General features: G+C 31.3%; 23 protein-coding genes and 1 pseudogene. 10 read left to right on the top strand and 14 right to left on the bottom strand.

Features of this window, described 5'->3' with window-relative positions; translation table 11 throughout:
* The first annotated feature begins 142 nt into the window (after window positions 1-142).
* The 3 genes from RH82_RS02030 to RH82_RS18735 all read left to right on the top strand — a co-directional run bounded on the left by RH82_RS02030 (window position 143) and on the right by RH82_RS18735 (window position 1,418).
* Complete coding sequence (locus RH82_RS02030; RefSeq protein WP_034057603.1) at window positions 143-466, top strand: DUF2200 domain-containing protein; 324 nt, start codon at window positions 143-145, stop codon at window positions 464-466.
* Window positions 467-498: 32 nt separating this feature from the next.
* A complete protein-coding gene (locus RH82_RS02025) occupies window positions 499-909 on the top strand; it encodes a hypothetical protein (RefSeq protein WP_034057601.1) in 411 nt (136 codons plus the stop codon).
* A gap of 113 nt (window positions 910-1,022) precedes the next feature.
* Window positions 1,023-1,418: a DUF1801 domain-containing protein gene (locus RH82_RS18735; protein ID WP_316930890.1), complete on the top strand. Its 396-nt coding sequence runs from the start codon at window positions 1,023-1,025 to the stop codon at window positions 1,416-1,418.
* Between the two features lie 259 nt (window positions 1,419-1,677).
* Here the strand turns inward: RH82_RS18735 and RH82_RS02015 are convergent, their stop codons facing one another.
* The 6 genes and pseudogenes from RH82_RS02015 to RH82_RS01990 all read right to left on the bottom strand — a co-directional run bounded on the left by RH82_RS02015 (window position 1,678) and on the right by RH82_RS01990 (window position 6,899).
* On the bottom strand, window positions 1,678-2,685 hold the full coding sequence (locus RH82_RS02015; protein WP_034057600.1) for a LacI family DNA-binding transcriptional regulator: 1,008 nt from the start codon (window positions 2,683-2,685) through the stop codon (window positions 1,678-1,680).
* Between the two features lie 73 nt (window positions 2,686-2,758).
* A pseudogene (locus RH82_RS17610) lies at window positions 2,759-3,537 on the bottom strand (SMP-30/gluconolactonase/LRE family protein).
* Between the two features lie 370 nt (window positions 3,538-3,907).
* The gene (yajC, locus tag RH82_RS02005; protein WP_034057599.1) at window positions 3,908-4,201 is read right to left on the bottom strand and encodes a preprotein translocase subunit YajC; all 294 of its coding nucleotides are present in this window, start codon (window positions 4,199-4,201) and stop codon (window positions 3,908-3,910) included.
* Window positions 4,201-4,692, bottom strand: coding sequence for a DUF1573 domain-containing protein (locus RH82_RS02000; RefSeq protein WP_034057598.1), 492 nt, complete (start codon window positions 4,690-4,692; stop codon window positions 4,201-4,203). Before RH82_RS02000 ends, yajC begins: the two co-directional genes overlap by 1 nt.
* 54 nt (window positions 4,693-4,746) lie before the next feature.
* On the bottom strand, window positions 4,747-5,691 hold the full coding sequence (nusB, locus tag RH82_RS01995) for a transcription antitermination factor NusB (protein ID WP_241147986.1): 945 nt from the start codon (window positions 5,689-5,691) through the stop codon (window positions 4,747-4,749).
* 95 nt (window positions 5,692-5,786) lie between these two features.
* Entirely contained in the window at window positions 5,787-6,899 is a 1,113-nt protein-coding gene (locus RH82_RS01990) for a Leu/Phe/Val dehydrogenase (protein WP_034057597.1), read from the bottom strand.
* 145 nt (window positions 6,900-7,044) lie between these two features.
* On the opposite strand from RH82_RS01990, the gene RH82_RS01985 reads away from it, so the two are divergent.
* Together RH82_RS01985 and RH82_RS01980 are read left to right on the top strand one after the other, a co-directional pair.
* Complete coding sequence (locus RH82_RS01985; RefSeq protein WP_034057596.1) at window positions 7,045-8,802, top strand: ABC transporter ATP-binding protein; 1,758 nt, start codon at window positions 7,045-7,047, stop codon at window positions 8,800-8,802.
* A 90-nt stretch (window positions 8,803-8,892) separates the two neighbouring features.
* Window positions 8,893-9,303, top strand: a complete 411-nt coding sequence (locus RH82_RS01980) for a PUR family DNA/RNA-binding protein (RefSeq protein ID WP_034057594.1) — start codon at window positions 8,893-8,895, stop codon at window positions 9,301-9,303.
* Window positions 9,304-9,374: 71 nt separating this feature from the next.
* Here the strand turns inward: RH82_RS01980 and RH82_RS01975 are convergent, their stop codons facing one another.
* From RH82_RS01975 to RH82_RS01965, 3 genes are read right to left on the bottom strand one after another with little or no spacing between them, the layout of a single operon-like run.
* Window positions 9,375-10,406 carry a 1-acyl-sn-glycerol-3-phosphate acyltransferase gene (locus RH82_RS01975; protein ID WP_241147985.1) on the bottom strand — a complete coding sequence of 344 codons (1,032 nt, stop codon included), beginning with the start codon at window positions 10,404-10,406 and terminating at the stop codon, window positions 9,375-9,377.
* A gap of 10 nt (window positions 10,407-10,416) precedes the next feature.
* Entirely contained in the window at window positions 10,417-11,313 is an 897-nt protein-coding gene (locus tag RH82_RS01970) for a bile acid:sodium symporter family protein (RefSeq protein ID WP_034057593.1), read from the bottom strand.
* A 2-nt stretch (window positions 11,314-11,315) separates the two neighbouring features.
* Window positions 11,316-11,651 carry a tRNA-binding protein gene (locus RH82_RS01965; RefSeq protein WP_034057592.1) on the bottom strand — a complete coding sequence of 112 codons (336 nt, stop codon included), beginning with the start codon at window positions 11,649-11,651 and terminating at the stop codon, window positions 11,316-11,318.
* Between the two features lie 315 nt (window positions 11,652-11,966).
* Here RH82_RS01965 and RH82_RS01955 point away from each other — a divergent pair, with 315 nt between their 5' ends.
* From RH82_RS01955 to RH82_RS01940, 4 genes are all read left to right on the top strand, one after another.
* Window positions 11,967-12,329 (top strand): hypothetical protein, encoded by a 363-nt coding sequence (locus tag RH82_RS01955; RefSeq protein WP_034057588.1) that lies wholly within the window; start codon window positions 11,967-11,969, stop codon window positions 12,327-12,329.
* Window positions 12,307-12,630, top strand: a complete 324-nt coding sequence (locus RH82_RS01950) for a hypothetical protein (RefSeq protein ID WP_034057586.1) — start codon at window positions 12,307-12,309, stop codon at window positions 12,628-12,630. Before RH82_RS01955 ends, RH82_RS01950 begins: the two co-directional genes overlap by 23 nt.
* Window positions 12,631-12,636: 6 nt before the next feature.
* Window positions 12,637-13,440 carry an SDR family oxidoreductase gene (locus RH82_RS01945; RefSeq protein ID WP_034057585.1) on the top strand — a complete coding sequence of 268 codons (804 nt, stop codon included), beginning with the start codon at window positions 12,637-12,639 and terminating at the stop codon, window positions 13,438-13,440.
* Window positions 13,441-13,623: 183 nt separating this feature from the next.
* Window positions 13,624-14,799 (top strand): DmpA family aminopeptidase, encoded by a 1,176-nt coding sequence (locus RH82_RS01940; RefSeq protein WP_034057584.1) that lies wholly within the window; start codon window positions 13,624-13,626, stop codon window positions 14,797-14,799.
* Between the two features lie 146 nt (window positions 14,800-14,945).
* On the opposite strand, the gene RH82_RS01935 is transcribed toward RH82_RS01940, so the two are convergent.
* The 4 genes from RH82_RS01935 to RH82_RS01925 form a co-directional block, all read right to left on the bottom strand.
* Window positions 14,946-15,353, bottom strand: coding sequence for a YfiT family bacillithiol transferase (locus tag RH82_RS01935; RefSeq protein WP_316930887.1), 408 nt, complete (start codon window positions 15,351-15,353; stop codon window positions 14,946-14,948).
* A complete protein-coding gene (locus RH82_RS19065; RefSeq protein ID WP_316930886.1) occupies window positions 15,271-15,483 on the bottom strand; it encodes a DinB family protein in 213 nt (70 codons plus the stop codon). Before RH82_RS19065 ends, RH82_RS01935 begins: the two co-directional genes overlap by 83 nt.
* 99 nt (window positions 15,484-15,582) lie before the next feature.
* Window positions 15,583-16,281, bottom strand: coding sequence for a tetratricopeptide repeat protein (locus RH82_RS01930; protein ID WP_034057583.1), 699 nt, complete (start codon window positions 16,279-16,281; stop codon window positions 15,583-15,585).
* 201 nt (window positions 16,282-16,482) lie between these two features.
* A complete protein-coding gene (locus RH82_RS01925) occupies window positions 16,483-17,415 on the bottom strand; it encodes a peptidylprolyl isomerase (protein WP_034057582.1) in 933 nt (310 codons plus the stop codon).
* Between the two features lie 459 nt (window positions 17,416-17,874).
* Here RH82_RS01925 and RH82_RS01920 point away from each other — a divergent pair, with 459 nt between their 5' ends.
* A complete protein-coding gene (locus tag RH82_RS01920; RefSeq protein WP_034057581.1) occupies window positions 17,875-18,309 on the top strand; it encodes a hypothetical protein in 435 nt (144 codons plus the stop codon).
* 298 nt (window positions 18,310-18,607) lie between these two features.
* Here RH82_RS01920 and RH82_RS01915 read toward each other — a convergent pair whose 3' ends face one another.
* On the bottom strand, window positions 18,608-20,800 hold the full coding sequence (locus RH82_RS01915) for an ATP-dependent DNA helicase RecQ (RefSeq protein WP_034057580.1): 2,193 nt from the start codon (window positions 20,798-20,800) through the stop codon (window positions 18,608-18,610).
* Window positions 20,801-20,901 lie beyond the last annotated feature (101 nt).

Genomic DNA, 20,901 nt, shown 5'->3' with positions numbered 1-20,901 from the left:
TATGCTAGAAAAGACTATTAGAAAGAACACATATAGACATTACTTTAGTTTAAAACCTATTCAATAAATTTTCTTAATTTAGAGTCCAATAAAATACATTATAAGCACAACAACACCAAAACATGACGAAAGAATAGCAAAAATGACATTCGCTTCTGATTATCCACATTATATTGATAAAGTTGAAAAGAAAGACCGAACAATAAAAGAATTACATACTGTTATAGAATGGCTTACAGGTTTCGATGAGATTAAACTAAACGCTTTAATTGCTGAAAAAATTACATTCGAAACCTTCTTTAAGCGTGCCAAATTAAACCCAAATGCGAAACTTATTACTGGAGTCATTTGCGGTTATAGAATAGAAGATATTGAAACACCTTTAACCAAACAAACAAGATATTTAGATAAATTAGTAGACGAATTAGCCAAAGGACGAAAGATGGAGAATATATTAAGAGGATAATGAATTAGCTCACAGCACTTTAAAATTATAACATGAAGCAAAAAATAAAATTACTGCAAATCATTCATTTAGCATTATGCGCTGGTGTTATTATTGCTTACGTTATAATACATAATATTAATCCAATATTGGATATTTTTAATTTCTCAGAAATTTCTAGTGAAGATTATTTCTATATCGCAATTCCAGTTATAGCTTTTGTAATAAGCAATACAATATATAAGCTCATACTCAAAACCGGAAACAAAAATGCTGCTGAAGATTTTAATTTTCATGTATTTCAATTTGCTTCAATTGCACGTTGGTCAATTTTGGAAGGTTCTGCATTTATTATTCTCTTTTTAAAACCTAAATTTATACTTTTTGGAATTTTAATTGTTATTTATTTAATACTATTAAGGCCAACAGAAGAACGTTTTAAAAACGATATTAACCTGCTATAAATATTAAAAAAGCCTCTTCCGTCGAAGAATACATAGAAGCAAACGTTCATTTTAAAGATGCTTTAGAAATACTTCGAGAACTAATATTATCAACAGATAACCTTGAGTAGTCCATAAAATGGTCTGCTCCTACTTATAGCATACATGGTAAGAATATTTTAAGTATTGGTGCTTTTAAAAAGCATTTTTGTATTTGGTTTTTTAATGGTGTCTTTTTAAAAGATGAACAAAATGTTTTAGAAAAAGCACAAGAAAAAACAAAAACCTTAAGACAAATGCGTTTTGAATCTATAGAAGAGATAAACAAACCACTAGTAATAGCATATACAAAGGAAGCTATTGAAAACCAAAAACTAGGCAAAGAACTAAAGTCAGTGCGTACCACTAAAAAAGATCTTGTAATTCCAGAATTAATAACTAAAGAAACAAAAGCTAACTCTGCTTTTAGTGCAACTTTTAGAGCACTTACACTATCTTGTCAACTACGAATATTACAATTACATTATTGAAGCCAAAAAGGAGGCTACAGAACTGTCTAGACTTGAAAAAATTAAACCCAATATTTTAAAAGGAAGTGGTTTACACGATAAGTATAAAAATTGTTGATTCGTATTTGTAAAAGGCAAAGGTGATTTTTAATTAACAACATTTTAAACATTCTATTTTGAACTCCTTTTCTTCAGATTCTATTTAATAGAAATTAAAAATCATTTCTCGGTTAAAAAAAAAGCAGAGTACTACACTATAACTTTAATTTAAGTTTAAAATCTAGAGCGTAGTTTCACGTAAATTCAAACTAAAATCTATCGTTTTTGTAACAATCTCTATTGGTTCTTTAGACTCTAAACGTTTCACTAATATTTTTACAGAAGCCTCACCAATAGCATCACTATGTTGTGTTACAGTAGAAAGTTTTGGGCTAGTAAATGGCAATACATTATCATCGCTAAAACCAATTATAGAGATGTCTTTTGGAATATTACAACCTCTTTTATTAGCACTATTTAGTGCAATAACACCAGAAATATTATCGATTGCAATGATACCATCAATTGTTTTATTTTTATTAAAGAGTGTTTCAATTTCAGTTTCTAAGTCTGTAGTTTTACCAATCTTTATTTCAGTTAAATTACTTTTAGTGTATTTTGCATCTTCTATCGCTTTAAAACAGCCTTTTGCTCGTAACTTACCAACACTTAATTCATCTATATTATTTATTAGAATAATATTTTTTCTACCCTCTTTTATTAAATGTGTCGTTGCATTGTATGCCGCTTTAAAATCGTTAATAATAACTTTATCACATGCTATTGCATCTGCCACACGATCGAACATTAAAATCGGGATTTTTTGATCTAGAATATCCTTAAAATGTTCGGTATGTTTATTGATTTGGGTTTCTTGAGCGATAGACATTATAAAGCCGTCAACACTTCCGTTTGCTAATAATTCTAAGCTATTAGCTTCTTTTTCAAACACCTCATTAGACAAGCACGTAATAATATTATAACCTTGTTTTGCTGATTCTTTTTCTATACCATATAATACTTTAGCAAAGAAATGATTTAATATATCTGGAATAATAACACCTATGGTTTTTGTCTTACTATTTTTAAGACTTAATGCCACACGATTAGGTTTATAATTATACGCTTTAGCAACCTCTTTTACACGGGCAACTGTTGCTTCTCCAATCTCGCTACTACCATTTAAGGCTTTAGAAACTGTTGATATAGAAACATTCAACTTTTCGGCTAGTTCTTTAAGTGTAATCATATAAAATCGATATTGTATAACAAGATAAAGAATAAACTTATTAAAGTACAATAGAATGTTTAATTACTTATTATTATTTCCCGGAGAAAGAAGCTTTAACTCCTTTTACTCCCGGTTTAACTTTAAAAATAGAACTCGAAAATGGTTTTTGTTTTAACTCTTCGTCCGTCATATCGACTTTTGCCGTTGTTATATAAAGAATATCTAAAATTTTTCCTCCAAAGGCGCATGCTGTTACATTATGTGCTGGCACTTCAATTTTAGATAATAATTTACCTGTTTTAGGATTAAATCTAGCGACACTATTTCCATTCCATAATCCAACCCAAAGCATACCTTCATCGTCTATTGTAAAACCATCACCAAATCCCATACTTTTTGGAATCTCTACTGCAACACGCTCATTACTAATTGTTGCATTTGTTTTATCGAAATCAAAAGCTTTAATTTTCCCTGTTGATGTATCTATATAATACATTGTAGACGCATCTTTAGTCCAAGTAATTCCGTTAGAAATGGTAACACTATCTAATATTTTTTTAGCGTTTCCATTTATATTTATTTTATATAAACGCCTGATCCATTTTTTTGATTGAAACTCATAGAACCAACCCAAAGATTTCCTAATGGGTCACATTTACCATCGTTAAATCTATTTCCTTTTAGTTTAGATTCTACATCAGATAGTATTGTAAATTAGCTTGTCTTTAAGTTTAAAATATAGACACCATCTACTAATGCTAAAACCACTTCCTCTTTAGTAAAAGGGACAACAGTACCAATTTGTGAAGGTGTTTTATACGTTTTGTTCATTTTAGTTTTTGGGTTATAAATATGAAAGGCATTGCCCATAATATCTATCCAATAAAACACTTGTGTTTTATAATTCCAAAGTGCACCTTCTCCTAGTATTGCTTCGGCTTTATATTCTAATTCAACTATAAGTGGATTATTCTTTACTATTTTAATACTTTCATTTTTTCCAGTGACTTCTTCTCTAACCTTGCTATTCAGGTTCGATAATGAAATACAGAGCAATAGTAATATTAGCCTATAAAAATGATTAGTTGGTTTTAATAACATAGTTCTCTAGGTAAATATTTATTTGGTAAAGATAGTTGGTTGTAGATTAAAACAAAATAAATGATTATCGTTCTCTAATTTATAGGCACAAAAAAACCTCAAGCGTTAACTTGAGGTTTTAATATGATATTTAAATAATCTACTTTTTTACTACTGCTGGCGCATTTAATACTCTGCTGCTTTCCATAGAAATCGCAGCACGATCGAACTTTAATTTTCCAGACATAGTTTCTATAACGCAACTACTATCTTTCTCATTAAGCTCTACAATTTTACCATGCATACCGCTTTTAGTAACTATTTTATCGCCACGCTTTAACTCTGCAGCGAACTTTTTTTCATTTTTAGCACGTTTCATCTGTGGTGCAATCATAAAGAAATACACTACAGCAAACATTGCTACAATTGGTAGCATACTTGTAAGATCTCCCATTACTTAATAACTGGAGATAAAGGTGTCGCTTTTACTGGTGCATTAGGATCTGGCTTTACAAAAGCAGTAATTTTAACTACTTCTCTACCTTTTTCTGTATTTGCAGTTACTGTAACAGATTTAGAAACTTTATTGTTTCCTTTACCGTTAAATTTAACTGTAAACTTTCCTTCTGCTCCTGGTGCTAAAGGCTCTCTAGACCAATCTTTAGGGATTGTACAACCACAAGAACTTTTTACATCTGTAATTACTAAAGGTGCATCTCCTGTGTTTTTGTAACTAAATACTGTTTCTACTGGAGTACCATTAATAATTTCACCAAAATCATGCTCTGCTCTATCGAACTCAATTACTGGGAATTTAGATGCTGCTTGATCTCTAACAGCTGCTGCTGCAACCTTTGTGTCATCAACCTTACTTGTTGCATCTTCTTTACAAGACGTTAATGCTATCATGCATAACGCACTAAATAATACTACTACTTTTTTCATAATTTAATTTTTAATATTTTGGTAATTTGGAACAAAAATAACAATATTTTTGAACTACATCAAGCCTCGACCTATTTTATTTAGTTTTCCTTCAGTTTGATACTCTTTTACAAGCTTATCTAGAATCCCATTTATAAAGACACTACTTTTTGGTGTAGAATATTCTTTAGAAATTTCTAAATACTCGTTAATGGTTACTTTTGTTGGTATTGATGGGAATTTTTGAAATTCACAAATACCCATTTTAAGCAACATAAAATCTATACTTGCAATACGATCGCTATCCCAATTGGTTGTTTTTTTAGAAATCTCTTCGGTTAAAATATTTTGATTTAACAACGTCTTTTGAAACAATTTAATAGCAAACTGTTTGTCCTCGATATCTTTATACAATTTTGGTAAAAAATGAAACGACGTAGAATCAGCTTTAACTTTACGTAATAGTTTAAGTATAGAAGTGTTCACCGTTGGCAAATCGTCTAACCAAGTTAAATGCTTGTCTTCTAAGTAATCGTAAAGTTTATCGTTTGGAGCAATTATTTCTTTAAATACGTCTACAATAAAATTACGATCGGCATTAAAGTCCGTCGTTGTTGTTTCCAAATATTCTTTATAAATATCACTAGCTAAGATTTCCTTAAAAATAATCTCTACATATTCAGTATCTAACTCCCAATTATTAATATGGTGAGCTTCAAATTTAGCTTGCAATTGCTCATTATTTTTAAGCATTGCTAACACTTGGTTGTCTACAAATTTACGGTTAGGATTTTTTTCTTCTTCTGTAGGTAGATATTTTTTACTACTTTTTTCTAAATGATTTTCGGCACGCTTTTGCACTTCAATCATTAAAGAGATTAATAGTAAATATAGATTGTACATATTATCTATACTATTTAATAAGAATCTTTGATCTTTAGAGAAATCATCGCTTTCATGACCTCTAAAGGCATAAAGCACTTGCATTACTTTTATTCTAATGTGTCTTCTACTTAGCATTTTTACAAAGAACTTAAAAAAATTAGAGCGAAAGTGATGGTCACTTTCGCTCTGCAAAAATAGTATATTTTATGAATACTAATACCAATTATTAATTAATAATAATTAATAGAATTTTCTTTTTTTCTGGCATCTATTCTTCCTTGTGCTATATTTAAAGCCGCTTGATGCGTTGAAAGGTTATTTGCCTCAGCATTATTTAATATTTGTAATGTTGTATTGTAAATATTTTCGGTTTTACGAATAATTTCGGTTTTACCATAATTCTCTAGTTCTGCATACACATTAATAATGCCACCTGCATTAATTAAAAAATCCGGAGCGTAAACTATGCCCTTATCTTGGAGCATTTGTCCATGAATATTTTCGTTTGCTAATTGGTTATTTGCAGCTCCAGCAATAACTTTAGCTTGTATTCTTTTAATGGTATCGTCATTAATTGTAGCTCCTAATGCGCAAGGTGCATATATATCTACAGTTTCAGAATAGATATCGTCTCCCCTATAAATTTTTACACCATATTTAGTACTGACTGCGTTAAGGCGCTCTTCATTTATATCTGTAATAATGACGTTAGCACCTTCGTCTGTTAAATGTTCTACTAAAGACTCTCCAACATGACCAATACCTTGAACGAGAACACTTTTACCTTCTAAAACTGCCGTACCAAATTTAAATTCTGCTGCAGCTTTCATTCCCATAAAAACACCGTAAGCTGTAATTGGTGAAGGATTCCCTGCTCCTCCTTTAGCTTCTGAAATACCTGTAACATAAGGTGTAACCTCACGTACTAAATCCATATCGCTAGTTTCCATTCCTACATCTTCGGCAGTAATATATTTACCACTTAGCGAGTGTACGAACTCACCAAAGCGTTTCATTAATTCTGGTGTTTTTTGAGTTTTTGAATCTCCTATAATCACAGCTTTACCGCCTCCAAGGTTTAATCCTGTAATAGCCGCTTTATAACTCATACCACGAGAGAGACGTAAGGCATCGTTTAGCGCTTCCCATTCATTATTATATTGCCACATTCTAGTACCTCCTAAAGCTGGACCTAATACCGTATTATGAATGCCTATTATTGCTTTTAATCCACTATCTTTGTCGTTACAAAAAACTATTTGTTCATGATTATCGAATGATAACTGTCCAAATACTGGATCTATTTTATGTAATTCGTTTGCGTTTAAAACTTCTGAAATCATTGATTATTTGTTTAATTAATTTGGATAATATTTTACAGATTCCCTAAAAAGGACGTTCAAAAATAACAAATATTGATGTTATTGCAAAAAAATAGTCATTAAATTGAATATTTCACAACTAAACTTAAAACCATCAAAACTGTAAATGAAAGAATTACAGCATCTTAATAAATATTTCTTAAAATATAAAACACAATTATTAATAGGGATTGCTATTACCATTATTTCCATTCTATTTAAGGTATATGTGCCAAAACTAATTGGCGCTATTATAGACATTGTAAATACTCAATTACAACATCCTGAAAACTCTATTGCTGATTTTAAAAGCGCATTACTGCATAATATTTTATTAATTATTGGAACTGCTATAGTTGCAGGAGTTCTTACTTTTTTTATGCGTCAATACATTATTAATGTTTCGCGTTATATTGAATTCGATTTAAAAAATGAAATCTACCAGCAATACCAAAAACTCTCTTTAAATTTTTATAAGAAAAATAGAACTGGAGATTTAATGAATAGAATAAGTGAAGATGTTGGACAGGTAAGAATGTATGCTGGACCGGCAATTATGTACAGTATAAATACCATTACTCTTTTTGTTGTGGCTTTAGCATTTATGTTTAAGGAAGCACCAAAACTTACGCTTTACACTATTATTCCATTACCAATTTTATCGATATTAATATATTTAATTAGTAAAGAAATACACAAACGTAGTACAGTTGTTCAAGAATACTTATCAAAACTATCAACGTTTACTCAAGAAGCATTTAGTGGCATTTCGGTTATTAAAGCTTATGGTATTGAGCCACAAACACAAGCCGATTTTAAAACACTTGCAAAAACCAGTAAAGAGAAACAACTAAGTTTGGCTCGTATTCAGGCCTTCTTTTTCCCAATGATGTTATTACTTATTGGAATTAGTAATATTATAGTAATCTACATTGGAGGTAAACAATATATTAATGGCGAAATTTCCCTAGGAAATATAATAGAATTTATAATATATGTAAACATGCTAACGTGGCCTGTGGCTACTGTTGGTTGGGTAACTTCTATAATTCAACGCGCTGAAGCATCGCAAAAACGTATAAACGAATTTTTAAAACTTGAACCTGAAATAAAAAACAACACCACTGAACTTTCTACAATTACAGGGAATATTGAATTTAAAGAGGTTCATTTTACTTATGATGACACCAATATTAAAGCGTTACAAGGTGTTAGTTTTAAAGTGAATTCTGGTGAAACTCTTGCTATTATAGGTAAAACAGGTTCGGGGAAATCTACCATATTAGACTTAATTGGTAGACTATACGATATTGAAAAAGGCCAATTACTAATCGATAATAACGCCATCGACAAACTTAACCTTACTAGCATTAGAGATGCCATTGGTTATGTACCACAAGATGCTTTTTTGTTTAGCGACACCATAAACAACAACATAAAATTTGGTAAAGAGAATGCTTCTAACGACGAAGTTATTGCTGCAGCTAAAAATGCACAAGTCCATAAAAACATTGTTAAATTCACCAATGGTTACGAGACTATTTTGGGCGAGCGTGGTATTACATTATCTGGCGGACAAAAACAACGTGTTTCTATCGCTAGAGCCATTATAAAAGATCCAAAAATATTATTGTTCGACGACTGCCTTTCTGCTGTTGATACAGAAACAGAAGAAAAAATATTAAACAATCTTAAAAAAGTATCAGCTGGAAAAACAAGTATTATTGTGAGTCATAGGATTTCATCAGCCAAAAACGCAGATCATATTATAGTTTTAGACGGTGGTAAGATTGTACAAAAAGGAACTCACAACGAACTTATTGACAGCCAAGGTTACTATAAAGAACTCTATTTAAAACAATTGAGTGAAAATACTACTTCATAGCTAATAAATATGCTAAAAGAAAAACCGTAAAATGTTGCATGGTTTTATTTTTTTTATATTTTTGAAAAACAATAACAACAAACTACAATTATGTACAATAACGAGATGATGGAGAAAGAAGAGATTTACTCTAAAGTTTTAAGAGCCGGAAGACGCACTTATTTTTTTGATGTTCGCGCTACCAAAGCTGGAGATTACTACTTAACGATAACAGAAAGTAAAAAATTCACAAATGATGATGGCTCGTTTCATTACAAGAAGCATAAAATCTATTTATACAAAGAAGATTTTAATGAGTTTAATACCATTTTAAAGGAAATGACAGATTACGTTATTACTGAAAAAGGAAATGAAGTCATTAGTGATCGTCATCAAAAAGATTTCAAAAAAGAGTATGATACGCCTGCTCCAAATGAAACTACTTCTGAAACTACAGAACCTGCGCAAGATGGCACTCCTGCCGAAAGTAGATTTACAGATATTGATTTTGATGATATATAAATTAAGACACTAGATATTATAATCTAAACGTTAGACTAAAATACTGTTTCTTTGAAACGGTATTTTTTTTGCTATAATTTTACGGCTAACAATGCGATAATTAAAGCTGAAACCATAAAATAGACAGCACTACTTCCAGAAAAAACAAGAGACACTATCAACGCAATTAATAGCAGCCAAAAAGGCACCAAAGTAATAGCTAAAGCAAACCTAAATGTGGATGTGAATTCAATTTCCTTAATTTTAGGTTGAGCAATTTTTTTCCAAACTAAATAAGGAACAAAACAAATTACAATTAAAAGCATTTTAAAAAATGATTTTAAGTGATTACTTCTCGTTTTAGGTTGCGTTTCGCAGTTTTCAAAATTAGATTTAATGCAAGCGTTTACTTTTTGAGGTTCCAAGAAATTAACGTTTAAACTTTCTAATTTAGACAGTGTATTGTTATAACTATCGGTTTCTATATGTGTTGTTAGTTCTGTTAATACGCAATGCACATCGGTTTTTAGATTAATTATTGCTTCATTTTTAGTGTCATTTATATATTTTGATGCAGAAATAGGCTTACCAAAAAAAACCATGGCTTGGTCTGGACAAGCAGCAGCAGCTTTATAATTTAAGCCAACAGGAATAAGTAGTAATTCGCTTGTTGGGTTTTCTTCTAAAACACCTAAAACGATACGTGTAAATCCTTTACTTAATGGCCTCACTGTTCTTTTTAAATTATGGCTGCCCTCAGGAAAAATAGTAATGGCATCATTATTATTTAATAATGAAATACACTGACTAAAAATAGCATTATTCTCCTTAATATTCTGCCAACCATCGCGAACACGATACACAGGAATAAGCTGCAACGCTTTAAGTATTTTCCCAACTAATGGTTTTTTAAATACTTGGGCGCGTGTTAGAAAATGTGCATAACGACCAGAAGTAACTGCCATTATTAATGGATCTAATAATGCATTCTGGTGGTTACCCAAAAACAAAATGGGTTTACCCTTAGGAATAGGAGCATGTTTTTTAATTTCAATTTTTTTGAAATAGAAAAACAACCCAATACCAATATAGGTTTTAACACAAAATATTAAAAGTGATTTCAAAGGTTTGTTTTTAATTCGTTTTTCGAGACCAATATAAGGATAAAACTAAACCTGAAATAATATGCCAGATTCCCCAGAAAGCTGCAATTATTGCCATACCTCCTAATCCATCGAAAAATGTAAAGATTAATAAAAGACCTAAACCAGAATTTTGAATTCCAGTTTCTATCATAATCGTTTTCTGGTTTTTAAGAGATAGTCCAAATAATCTTGCAACTACAAAGCCTAAAAGCAAAGCCAATACATTATGAAATATCCCAATGCCAACTACATATTTTACGTAACCTGTAAATACATCAATGTTTATATAAAATGCGATGCAAACAATAGCTATAAACACAATAATGGATAGCGGTTTTAATATTTTTGAAAGCTTGATTGCTAAAGTTTCATAGCGATACCTCAACAACATCCCCAAGACTAAAGGAATACCCAATATCAATGTTACCAATTTTAATAATTCTAAAAAACTAATATTTACGGCTTGCAATAAGCTTGCTGTTGGTCTATACAAGTTACCATATAGTTCAAAATTAAGAGGTGTTAACACAACAGCTAAAACAGTAGCAAAAGCAGTTAAACTTATCGATAATGCTGTATTACCATTGGCTAAATGCGTCATGAAATTAGAAATATTTCCACCAGGACATGCAGCAACCATAAACATACCAAGAGCAATACTCGGTTCTGGTTTTATTACTAAAACAAAAAGAAAAGTTACTAATGGCAAAAGTATAAATTGCGATAAAACACCTGCTATTAACAATTTTGGTTCTTTTAATAGTAGTTTAAAGTCCGTTAATGTAATGCCTAAAGCCACACCAAACATAACTATTGCCAAGGCTATGTTTAAAATCCAAAGACCGTTTGCATCAAAATTTATAACAACAGCATCTAATTCTTCCATATTTAAGAAACAGTGCTTCCGTTTTTAACTGGAATTTCTGGGTTTAATAAGGTTACATCTCCTCCATCTGCCGCGCCAAGAACTAAACACTCGCTCATAAATTTACCAATTTGCTTTTTAGGAAAATTTACTATTGCAAGAATTTGCTTGTTTAGCAAATCTTCTTTTTTATAGCGTGTTGTTATTTGTGCGGAAGTTTTTTTCACTCCCAAATCCCCAAAATCGATAGTTAATTGATATGCTGGAGTCCTGGCCTCTGGAAAATCGTTAACTTCTGTTATTGTGCCTACACGAATATCTACTTTGGTGAAATCGTCGAATTGGATGGTTTTACTCATAAGTTAAAGATATGAAAGTTGAATTGCTCCAACAAATTTGGGCGTGAAATTGTATATTTGGTTAGATAAAAGGTTAAATGCAATAATAAAAAATCAAATGCTAAAAATCAAAACATTAAGTTTAATTATTATTATTATTACATGTAGTTCCTGTCAATTTAATCAATCAGTGAATACTGATTTAAATACTGGAGCATATTCAAGAGGAGATGGACTTGGCTGTGAAGATGTAACTATAGAAATAAAAAAGTAAACAATAGAAATGAATTTGTTTATGGTGAAAATATAAACCTAGTTTTTAATAACATTAGTGGATTGACAAAATTAGAACATAAAACGTATCCAGGGTTATCAATGTACCTTGTGAAAAATGAAAAAGACACAGTCCTTTCAGAGTCAAATTTATTAAAAAATTTAAAAAACGGAACTGACCTTTATCCGCTTCAATTACAAGCAAACTTCAAAACGGGTTTACCATATAAAAACAATGAGAAATATAAAATTCATGTAAGCATATGGGACACAAAAGGAGATGGGAAATTCACTTATGAATTACCTTTCACAATAAAAGAAAATGAATTCCTAAATATAGAAAACACCGGAATTGAATATTCAAACATATATTTATGGAATAAAACACTAAAACAAACTGTTTTTGAAAAAAGATGTAAATTCTGAAAACTTGTTTTTGTTAATACTTAACGATATAGAAGGCTTAGAAATAATTAATAAAAAGGTTTTTCCATCATTATCAATTGAACTTATTGATAATGATGAAGATATAATACTTATGAATCCGAATATGATGTCTAATGTAGAAGACATAGGAATGAATCCTAAAGATTTAAAAAATCAGCTAGTAGTAAGTATCAATTTCCCAAAAGGAAAAGTAAATAATCCTTGTAGATTAATAGTAAATTTATCAGACGAGAATTCATCAAAGGAAATTAATATTACAACAAATTTGGAAATAAATTAAAGCAAAATGCAACTACAAAACAAAACAGTTTTAATTACAGGTGGAGCATCTGGAATCGGTAAAATTCTAGCACGTTTATTTCTTGAAAGACAAGCAACAGTTATTATTTGGGATATAAACGAAGTAAACTTAAATGAGACAATAACTAAACTATCTTCCATTGGAAATATTATTGGTTATACAGTGGATATTTCGAATAGCGAACAAATCCAAAATACTGCTAAAAAAGTAAAACAAGAATATAATAGTATAGATTACCTAATTAATAATGCAGGTATTATTATAGGCAAGTATTTTCATGAGCATACCACAAAAGACATTATAAAAACTATGGAGATTAATGCAAATGCTCCAATGTTAATTACAAATGAATTTCTAGAAGACATGATAGCTAAGAATTCTGGCCATATTTGTCATATCGCTTCTTCTGGCGGCTTAATTTCTAATCCTAAAATGTCTGTTTACGCAGCAAGTAAATGGTCTTTAATTGGTTGGTCTGATAGTTTGAGGCTAGAAATGAAAAAGATGAAGAAAAACATTTACGTCACCACCATTATGCCGTACTACATAAACACAGGTATGTTTGATGGTGTTAAGTCTAAATTACCAATTCTTGATCCCGAAACTGCTGCTCTTACTATTGTTAAAGCTATTGAAAAGAAGAAGCGAATGGTAACTATTCCAGGATACATGTATAGGCTTGCAAGAATAGGACAAGCGATTATGTCTATTAATTTTTTCGATTGGTTTACAGGTAGTTTTCTAGGTATTTATGATACTATGGAGGAATTTATTGGGAGGAAAAAATAGAGATAAACTCTTCTAATAAATACAGAGTATTCCCTAAAAACAGTTGACTTGACTTTGTCAAAAAAATCTACTAACTTCGAAATTATAATAACTGATGATATAAAATACTTGTGCTGAATTTGTTTCAATATTTAAACGATTTCATATCATCATGAACGTTGTAGCACATTAAAAACAATCAATATGAAAAAAATATTTATAACTTTTATAGTAACACTCATTTGTTTCCAATCTTACGGACAAAAACCAAGAGCAAGAGAGTTAGGAGTCCCTTTTGTTGGTAAAACAGGAGCGTTTAATGCTATTACAGATGTTAAAGGAGTTGAAGTTGGATATAGCACTATTATTTCTGGAGAAGGAGAAAACATTGTAGGCAAAGGACCTATAAGAACTGGAGTTACTGCAATATTTCCGAGAGGAAAAGCCAAAAAATTTAGCCCAGTTTATGCCAACTGGTACAGTCTTAATGGTAATGGAGAAATGACAGGTACAACTTGGGTTACTGAATCAGGTTTTTTAGAAACACCAATTATGATTACTAACACAAATAGTGTTGGAGTTGTTAGAGACGCAGTATTGAAATGGTATGTAGATACGGATTGGTATAGCGGAGAAGATTGGTGGTACACTTACCCAGTAGTTGCGGAAACTTATGATGGATTCCTTAATGACATATATGGATTTCACGTGAAAGAAAAACATGTTTTGGAAGCTATTGAAAATACATCAAGCGGAAAGATTGCTGAAGGAAATGTTGGAGGTGGAACTGGAATGATGTGTTTGGGTTATAAAGGTGGAACAGGAACTTCTTCGAGAGTTTTTAAAGTCAAGGATTCAACTTATACTGTTGGAGTAATCGTTCAATCAAATTTTGGAGCCAAAAGAAACTTATCAATTGCAGGTGTTCCTATTGGAATTGAATTAAAAGATACCTTAAATTATAAATTTAATGCACCACCAAAATCAAAGAGACAAGAAGGAGATGGTTCAATAATAGTTATTCTAGCAACAGATGCACCTCTTTTACCGCATCAATTAAAAAGAATTGCTCAAAGAATTCCATTAGGAATTGGTATTGTAGGCGGACGAGGAAGCAATGGCTCTGGAGATATTTTTTTAGCCTTCTCAACTGCTAATGAACAAGCATTTAACCGTGATGAAACAACAACAGTAGAATCAATGCCAAATGACAAACTGATGCCAGTTTTTGAGGCCACTGTTCAGGCCGTAGAGGAAGCGATTATTAATGCAATGGTAGCTGCTGAAACTATGGAAGGAATCAATGGTAATAAGGCCTATGCTCTACCACACGATTTACTTATTGAAACGTTGAAAAAATACAATCGACTGAAAGAATAACGTGGTACAACACCGTATAAAATTAATTACTGGTTTTCTTTACGAAATTTAGCACTTAAAAGGCGCAACAAACCATGAAAAAACGTAATAAAATATAGAACATTAAAATTCCAATTTTAAAAACTAATTTTCAACCAATTTCATAACTACCATTCATTCTTCTTCAATAACCGCTCAATATGTGCAAAATGATGATTCGAATGCCAAGCATAAATACCCGAATTTTCGTTTAAAGCAACGGTTTCATTACCATCTGGGTGAATAAATGTACGCTTTAAATCTTCAAAAGTTAAGCCTTTTACAAAATGTACCAATTTTGCATGTATTACTTTTATGTGTAGCAGCGAGTTTTCAATGGGCGCATTATAATCGTGCTGTTGAGACCAGGCATTTTCATTATAAACTTTTATTACAGGATTATCTTCTGTCATTGCCCATTTAAAGCGCGTATAACTATTATAGTGGCTATCGCTAATATGGTGTACAACTTGTCTTATAGGCCAACCTTCTGGTCTGTAAGGTGTATCGAGCTTGGTTATTAATATTTTTAACAAGCGTTTCTAAACGGTTAGGAAATGCTTCTAAAACAGAAATCCATTCTTGAATATGAGCTTCACTTATTTGTGCTAGATACTCGAATTTTCCTATTGGGTATTTTAGAGATTCTAATTCTTGGTTTATCATTAGTATAATGTTTTAAAGATAGTATTCCTTATCTATTAGAATGAGATTACCACGTCGATAAAAAGCTCCACATAATGACATTGCATTTTCATAATGACACTATTTCTTATCATAAGCAGTTACAAAACGTTTTGCACGTCTGTTGCCATTATTGTATTGTAGTGCTTTTTTATAATTATTATAAGCTTCTAAACTGTCTCCATTTATAAGGTAAGCATCAGCTAAACTGTCATAAACATTATCACTTTTTGGATAGAGTGCAACATTTATTTTAAAAACTGCAATAGCTTCATCATACTTTTTTTCATTTAGTTTATTGTAGCCTAATCTATTAAATCCATTTTCTCTTACAAACGCACTTGTAGAGTCATCTTTTTGTATTTTTAAAAAACCTTTAAGCGCTTTTTCGTATTCTTTATTTTTTAAATATGTACTTGGTACTTGTACAACATCTGGTAATTTTTTATAACTGATTTGTTTTGCTTCTAATGCATCATCTTCTAGAACTTCAGAAATAACATATACTTGTGATCCAACTGGTTTTAAAAATTGAACTTTCTTATTCATTTCCTTTATAAAATAGGTGTTTTTATCTAAATATAAAGGTTCAATTTTTTCGGCTCCGCGCCATTTCAGAAAGAGTTCGTTATTTTCAAAATAGACTTCTATTACTTCATTTGCATTAAACAAATAGCGACCTGTGGTGTCTTTAATAAATTCTGGTGAATAATCAGCAGACTTACCACAAGCTAGCATTAGTGTAAATAGAAGGGTGTAAAAAAAGAGTTTGGTTTTCATTTCTAATTATTTTGATTGATTGACTTTATATAATATAAATGTACTAAATGTTAAGCATAAAAAAACGCCTCATATGTATATGAGACGTTTTAAATTTATATTTGTTACTAATTTTAGTAAACTTATATTTTAATATTATGAAAGCCTTTACTATCGTGAGTATAAGCCATTCACTAATTCTTTATAAAAATGAAGCTTGGGTTATTTCACATTCATCAATTCTACATCGAAAATTAAAGTTGCATCTGGTGGAATAGCGCCTCCTGCTCCTCTCGATCCATATCCTAAATCGCTTGGAATTACAAAACGTGCCTTATCTCCTACTTTAAGTAAGCTAACACCTTCATCCCAACCTGCAATTACTTGTCCCATTCCTAGAGCAAAATCAATTGGTTCGTTACGTTTGTAAGAAGAATCGAAAACTGTACCATCTGTTAAAGTACCTTTATAATGCACCGAAACAGTTTTACCTTTTTCTGCTTGAGTTCCCGTTCCTTTTTGAAGAATCTGGTAACGTAATCCGCTTTCTGTTTGTTCGAAACCTGAAGAATACTTATCTAATTCTGCTGCTTTTGCCGCTCTTTCTGCTGCTATTCTTTTTTCGCGAGAACCTTCAAATGTTCTAAACGCTTCAATAGCATTGTATTTTTCTGCTGAACCTCCAACTCTAACAATTTCTAAAGTTTCAATTTTATCATCTTGAGCAATAGCGTTTACAATATCTTGACCTTCTATTACATTACCAAAAACAGTATGATTTCCATCTAACCAATCTGTAGCAATGTGCGTTATAAAAAACTGACTTCCGTTAGTTCCTGGTCCAGAATTTGCCATAGACAATATTCCAGGTCCGCTATGTTTTAAATCTGGATGAAACTCATCGTCAAACTTATAGCCTGGATTTCCAGTTCCTGCGCCTTGTGGACAACCACCTTGAACCATAAAATCTGCAATTACTCTATGGAATTTTAAACCATCATAATAAGGAGTTCCTTGAGGCTTAGCAGAGTTTTCCATGTTCCCTTCTGCTAAAGCAACAAAATTACCTACTGTTCCAGGAGCTTTTTTAAATTCTAGATTAACTAAAATAGTACCTTTATTCGTGTTAAATTTTGCGTATAAACCGTCTTGCATTGTCTTGTTTTTTAATGAGGTGCAAAGATAGGGAATGATTTGAGATTTACGAATGATGAATAACGATTTTTGAAGGACTTACTTAATCTGATAATTCCAATGATGTTAAATTAATACTGTCATTGCAAAGGAGGAATGACTGTGGCAATCTCATGAATATATTTATTATTATTATTATTATTCTTGACTCGGATTTCGCAAATGTTTATGGCTTGTATATTATATGATTACTTAAAATTATAAAATACTATTTCACAGAGATTCGCAGAATTCACAAAAGATGCACTAAAATGATAACTCTTGTTTAATTATTAAAAACACGAAAATAGTAGCTCTTTCCTAAAACTGAAGGCCCAAGGTTTTGCCTTAGTTAAATTGGACGGTTTAACGAAAAAGTGAAGCTCCTTTAACAAATTCGTGTAAATTTTATTAGCTTTGAAATCAAATTAATATAACACTATGGGAGTTTTTGGTAAGCTATTTGGAAATAAACAAAATGAAGATAAACTAGAGGACGATAAATATATTGAAACTATAATTGAATCTAGTGACGACGAACCTTTAGGAGTTTCCAGCAGTAACGTTATGTATGCTGGGTATAACGAACTTGGTGGTTATTATTATTTACAAACTTTTATTATTGGAAGTTTAAAAACGAAAACCAAAGAAGGTGCAAAACTAGTAATTGAAGGTGATAATTATACTTTAGAGCTAAACTCTGATATGCCCGAACTAGAATCTGATCCAGCACATCCTCTAAAGGGTTATGTTACCAAAATTGATTTTGAAATTGAAAAAACTGCAGTTGAAAAACTTAAAAAATCTACCATAAAACAGATTACGCTTTCAATAAAGAAAAAGGAGGTTGTTTTTAGTGTATATATTAAGGAGTAAAGGAGTTTTCGTTTTGTTACCGAATACTGTTGCTTTTGTGATTTAGAATGGCTAATGAAATTAAAACAGTATTCTATTTAAAAATATAGACCTACCCAAAGCATGAAGGGTCTCCGTTATAACTTTTCAGAGACTGTTCGCTTTATTATTAATGACAACCTATAACTTTTTAACAGTTTCTTTTCCAAAGAAAAAGAAACTGTTGTTTGATTACTATTGCATCTTACTATTAGGTTTACCCTATTAAATTATTTTAAAACTACATACTGAGACTGCCTACTGAATACTGCCTGCTCTTTTAATTCGCTACTTCACTAATAAACTTAATGCGATACAAACGTAGTTCTTCATCATCATAATCACCATCAAACTCGTCTATTGCGTCATCTATTTTATCCGTTTCAGATTCCATAAAGTAATCATGAATCTCTTCTTGTTGGTCTTCATCTAATAAATCGTCAATCCAATAATTAATATTAAGCTTGGTTCCAGAAAAGACAATGGCTTCCATTTCTTTAATAAGATCGACCATTTGCATTCCTTTTGCAGAAGAGATATCTGTTAAAGGTAATTTTCTATCCACATTCTGAATAATATATAATTTTAATCCAGAATTAGTTCCAGTAGATTTAACGATAAAATCGTCTGGTCTCATAATATCGTTTTCGGTAACATACTTATCGATTAAAGCGACAAAATCCTTTCCATATTTTTTAGCTTTACCTTCTCCAACACCATGGACATTAGATAATTCGGCTACAGTAATAGGATATTTCAAGGCCATATCCTCTAAAGAAGGATCTTGAAAAATCACAAAAGGAGGAACACCAAGTTTTTTTGCATTTGTCTTTCGTAATTCTTTAAGTATTTTCATTAGAACTTCATCTGCTACTGCTCCATTACCTTTAGATGCCGTAATAATATGATCGTTATGAGAACCGTCGAAAGTATGGTCTTCAGTCATCATAAAAGAAGAAGGCTTTAGAATAAAGGCTTTCCCTAAGTCTGTTAACTTAACAACTCCATACGTTTCTATATCTTTTTTAAGATAACCAGTAACTAATATTTGACGAAGCAATGCCATCCAGTACTTTTTATCTCTATGACTACCATTACCAAAATACGGCTGACTATCAGTCTTATGGGAACTAATCATGGCATTAGAAGTACCCGTAATTACACTTACCAAGTCTTTAGATTTATAGGTTTCATTTGTGGCTTGCACTATTCCTAACAAAATAATAGCATCTTCTTTTGCTTCATTTTGCTTTTTAGGATAACGCATATTATCATCCATATCTCCTCCATCTCCAGTTTCATTATCGAATGCTTCACCAAAATAATGTAGAATAAATTTCCGCCTAGATATCGATGTTTCACAATAAGCAACGACTTCCTGTAATAAGGCATGACCAATTTCTTGTTCTGCTACTGGCTTTCCAGACATAAACTTTTCAAGTTTTTCAATGTCTTTGTACGCGTAATAAGCTAAGCAATGTCCTTCTCCTCCATCTCTTCCAGCACGTCCTGTTTCTTGATAGTAACTTTCTATACTTTTAGGAATATCATGATGGATTACAAAGCGCACATCTGGTTTATCTATTCCCATACCAAAAGCTATGGTAGCAACAACAACATCTATATCTTCCATTAAGAACATATCTTGATGTCGTGCTCTAGTTTTAGCATCTAATCCTGCATGATAAGGCACAGCTTTAATACCATTTACTTGTAAAACCTGTGCTAATTCTGTAACCCGTTTTCTACTTAAACAGTAAATAATTCCTGTTTTGCCTTCGTTTTGTTTTACAAAACGAATAATATCGGCATCTACGGTTTTTGTCTTTGGACGAATTTCGTAGTATAAGTTTGGTCTATTAAACGATGCTTTAAAAGTTGTAGCATCAGGCATTCCTAAATTTTTAAGAATATCTTCTTGAACCTTTGGTGTAGCAGTTGCGGTAAGTCCAATAATTGGAATATTATCACCAATACGCTGAATTATAGTTCGTAAATTTCTGTATTCCGGTCTAAAGTCGTGTCCCCATTCACTAATACAATGCGCCTCATCTACAGCCATAAAAGATATTTTTACAGTACGTAAAAACTCTACATTTTCTTCTTTTGTTAGCGATTCAGGCGCTACATATAGCAGCTTAGTTATACCATTTGTGATATCTTCCTTTACTTGCTTTATCTCCGTTTTATTTAAAGACGAATTTAAAACATGAGCAACACCATGTTCATCTGAAATACCACGAATGGCATCGACTTGATTTTTCATTAATGCAATTAGAGGAGACACGACAATAGCTGTTCCTTCTTGCATAAGCGCAGGAAGTTGATAGCATAAAGATTTCCCGCCTCCTGTAGGCATAATAACGAATGTGTTATTTTGAGATAGAATACTTTCGATAACGGTTTCTTGTAATCCTTTGAATTCACTGAAACCGAAATACTTTTTTAGGGCAGCACGTATTTGACTTTTCACTGTTTATATTAAGCAATTAATTATTTATACAACATAGTTAGGGTAAAACAACTTCTAAAATCAACACTATTAGTATGAAGAATTAAAGATTTACTTTTAAT

It is taken from the genome of Lacinutrix jangbogonensis, from assembly GCF_000797445.1.
GTDB lineage: Bacteria > Bacteroidota > Bacteroidia > Flavobacteriales > Flavobacteriaceae > Lacinutrix > Lacinutrix jangbogonensis.
Note: the sequence above shows the minus strand (reverse complement) of the source record. Positions and strands in the feature narration are given on the sequence as shown.

Excerpts from the sequence above, each read along its gene's own strand:
- RH82_RS01930 (WP_034057583.1), bottom strand. The coding sequence starts at position 16,281 with ATGAAAACCAAACTCTTTTTTTACACCCTTCTATTTACACTAATGCTA.
- RH82_RS02030 (WP_034057603.1), top strand. The coding sequence starts at position 143 with ATGACATTCGCTTCTGATTATCCACATTATATTGATAAAGTTGAAAAG.
- RH82_RS01965 (WP_034057592.1), bottom strand. The coding sequence starts at position 11,651 with ATGAGTAAAACCATCCAATTCGACGATTTCACCAAAGTAGATATTCGT.
- RH82_RS02015 (WP_034057600.1), bottom strand. The coding sequence starts at position 2,685 with ATGATTACACTTAAAGAACTAGCCGAAAAGTTGAATGTTTCTATATCA.
- RH82_RS01980 (WP_034057594.1), top strand. The coding sequence starts at position 8,893 with ATGTACAATAACGAGATGATGGAGAAAGAAGAGATTTACTCTAAAGTT.
- RH82_RS01945 (WP_034057585.1), top strand. The coding sequence starts at position 12,637 with ATGCAACTACAAAACAAAACAGTTTTAATTACAGGTGGAGCATCTGGA.
- RH82_RS02000 (WP_034057598.1), bottom strand. The coding sequence starts at position 4,692 with ATGAAAAAAGTAGTAGTATTATTTAGTGCGTTATGCATGATAGCATTA.
- RH82_RS19065 (WP_316930886.1), bottom strand. The coding sequence starts at position 15,483 with ATGATAAACCAAGAATTAGAATCTCTAAAATACCCAATAGGAAAATTC.
- RH82_RS01970 (WP_034057593.1), bottom strand. The coding sequence starts at position 11,313 with ATGGAAGAATTAGATGCTGTTGTTATAAATTTTGATGCAAACGGTCTT.
- RH82_RS01925 (WP_034057582.1), bottom strand. The coding sequence starts at position 17,415 with ATGCAAGACGGTTTATACGCAAAATTTAACACGAATAAAGGTACTATT.
- RH82_RS01990 (WP_034057597.1), bottom strand. The coding sequence starts at position 6,899 with ATGATTTCAGAAGTTTTAAACGCAAACGAATTACATAAAATAGATCCA.
- RH82_RS01920 (WP_034057581.1), top strand. The coding sequence starts at position 17,875 with ATGGGAGTTTTTGGTAAGCTATTTGGAAATAAACAAAATGAAGATAAA.
- RH82_RS01940 (WP_034057584.1), top strand. The coding sequence starts at position 13,624 with ATGAAAAAAATATTTATAACTTTTATAGTAACACTCATTTGTTTCCAA.
- RH82_RS02025 (WP_034057601.1), top strand. The coding sequence starts at position 499 with ATGAAGCAAAAAATAAAATTACTGCAAATCATTCATTTAGCATTATGC.
- nusB (WP_241147986.1), bottom strand. The coding sequence starts at position 5,691 with ATGCTAAGTAGAAGACACATTAGAATAAAAGTAATGCAAGTGCTTTAT.
- RH82_RS01985 (WP_034057596.1), top strand. The coding sequence starts at position 7,045 with ATGAAAGAATTACAGCATCTTAATAAATATTTCTTAAAATATAAAACA.
- yajC (WP_034057599.1), bottom strand. The coding sequence starts at position 4,201 with ATGGGAGATCTTACAAGTATGCTACCAATTGTAGCAATGTTTGCTGTA.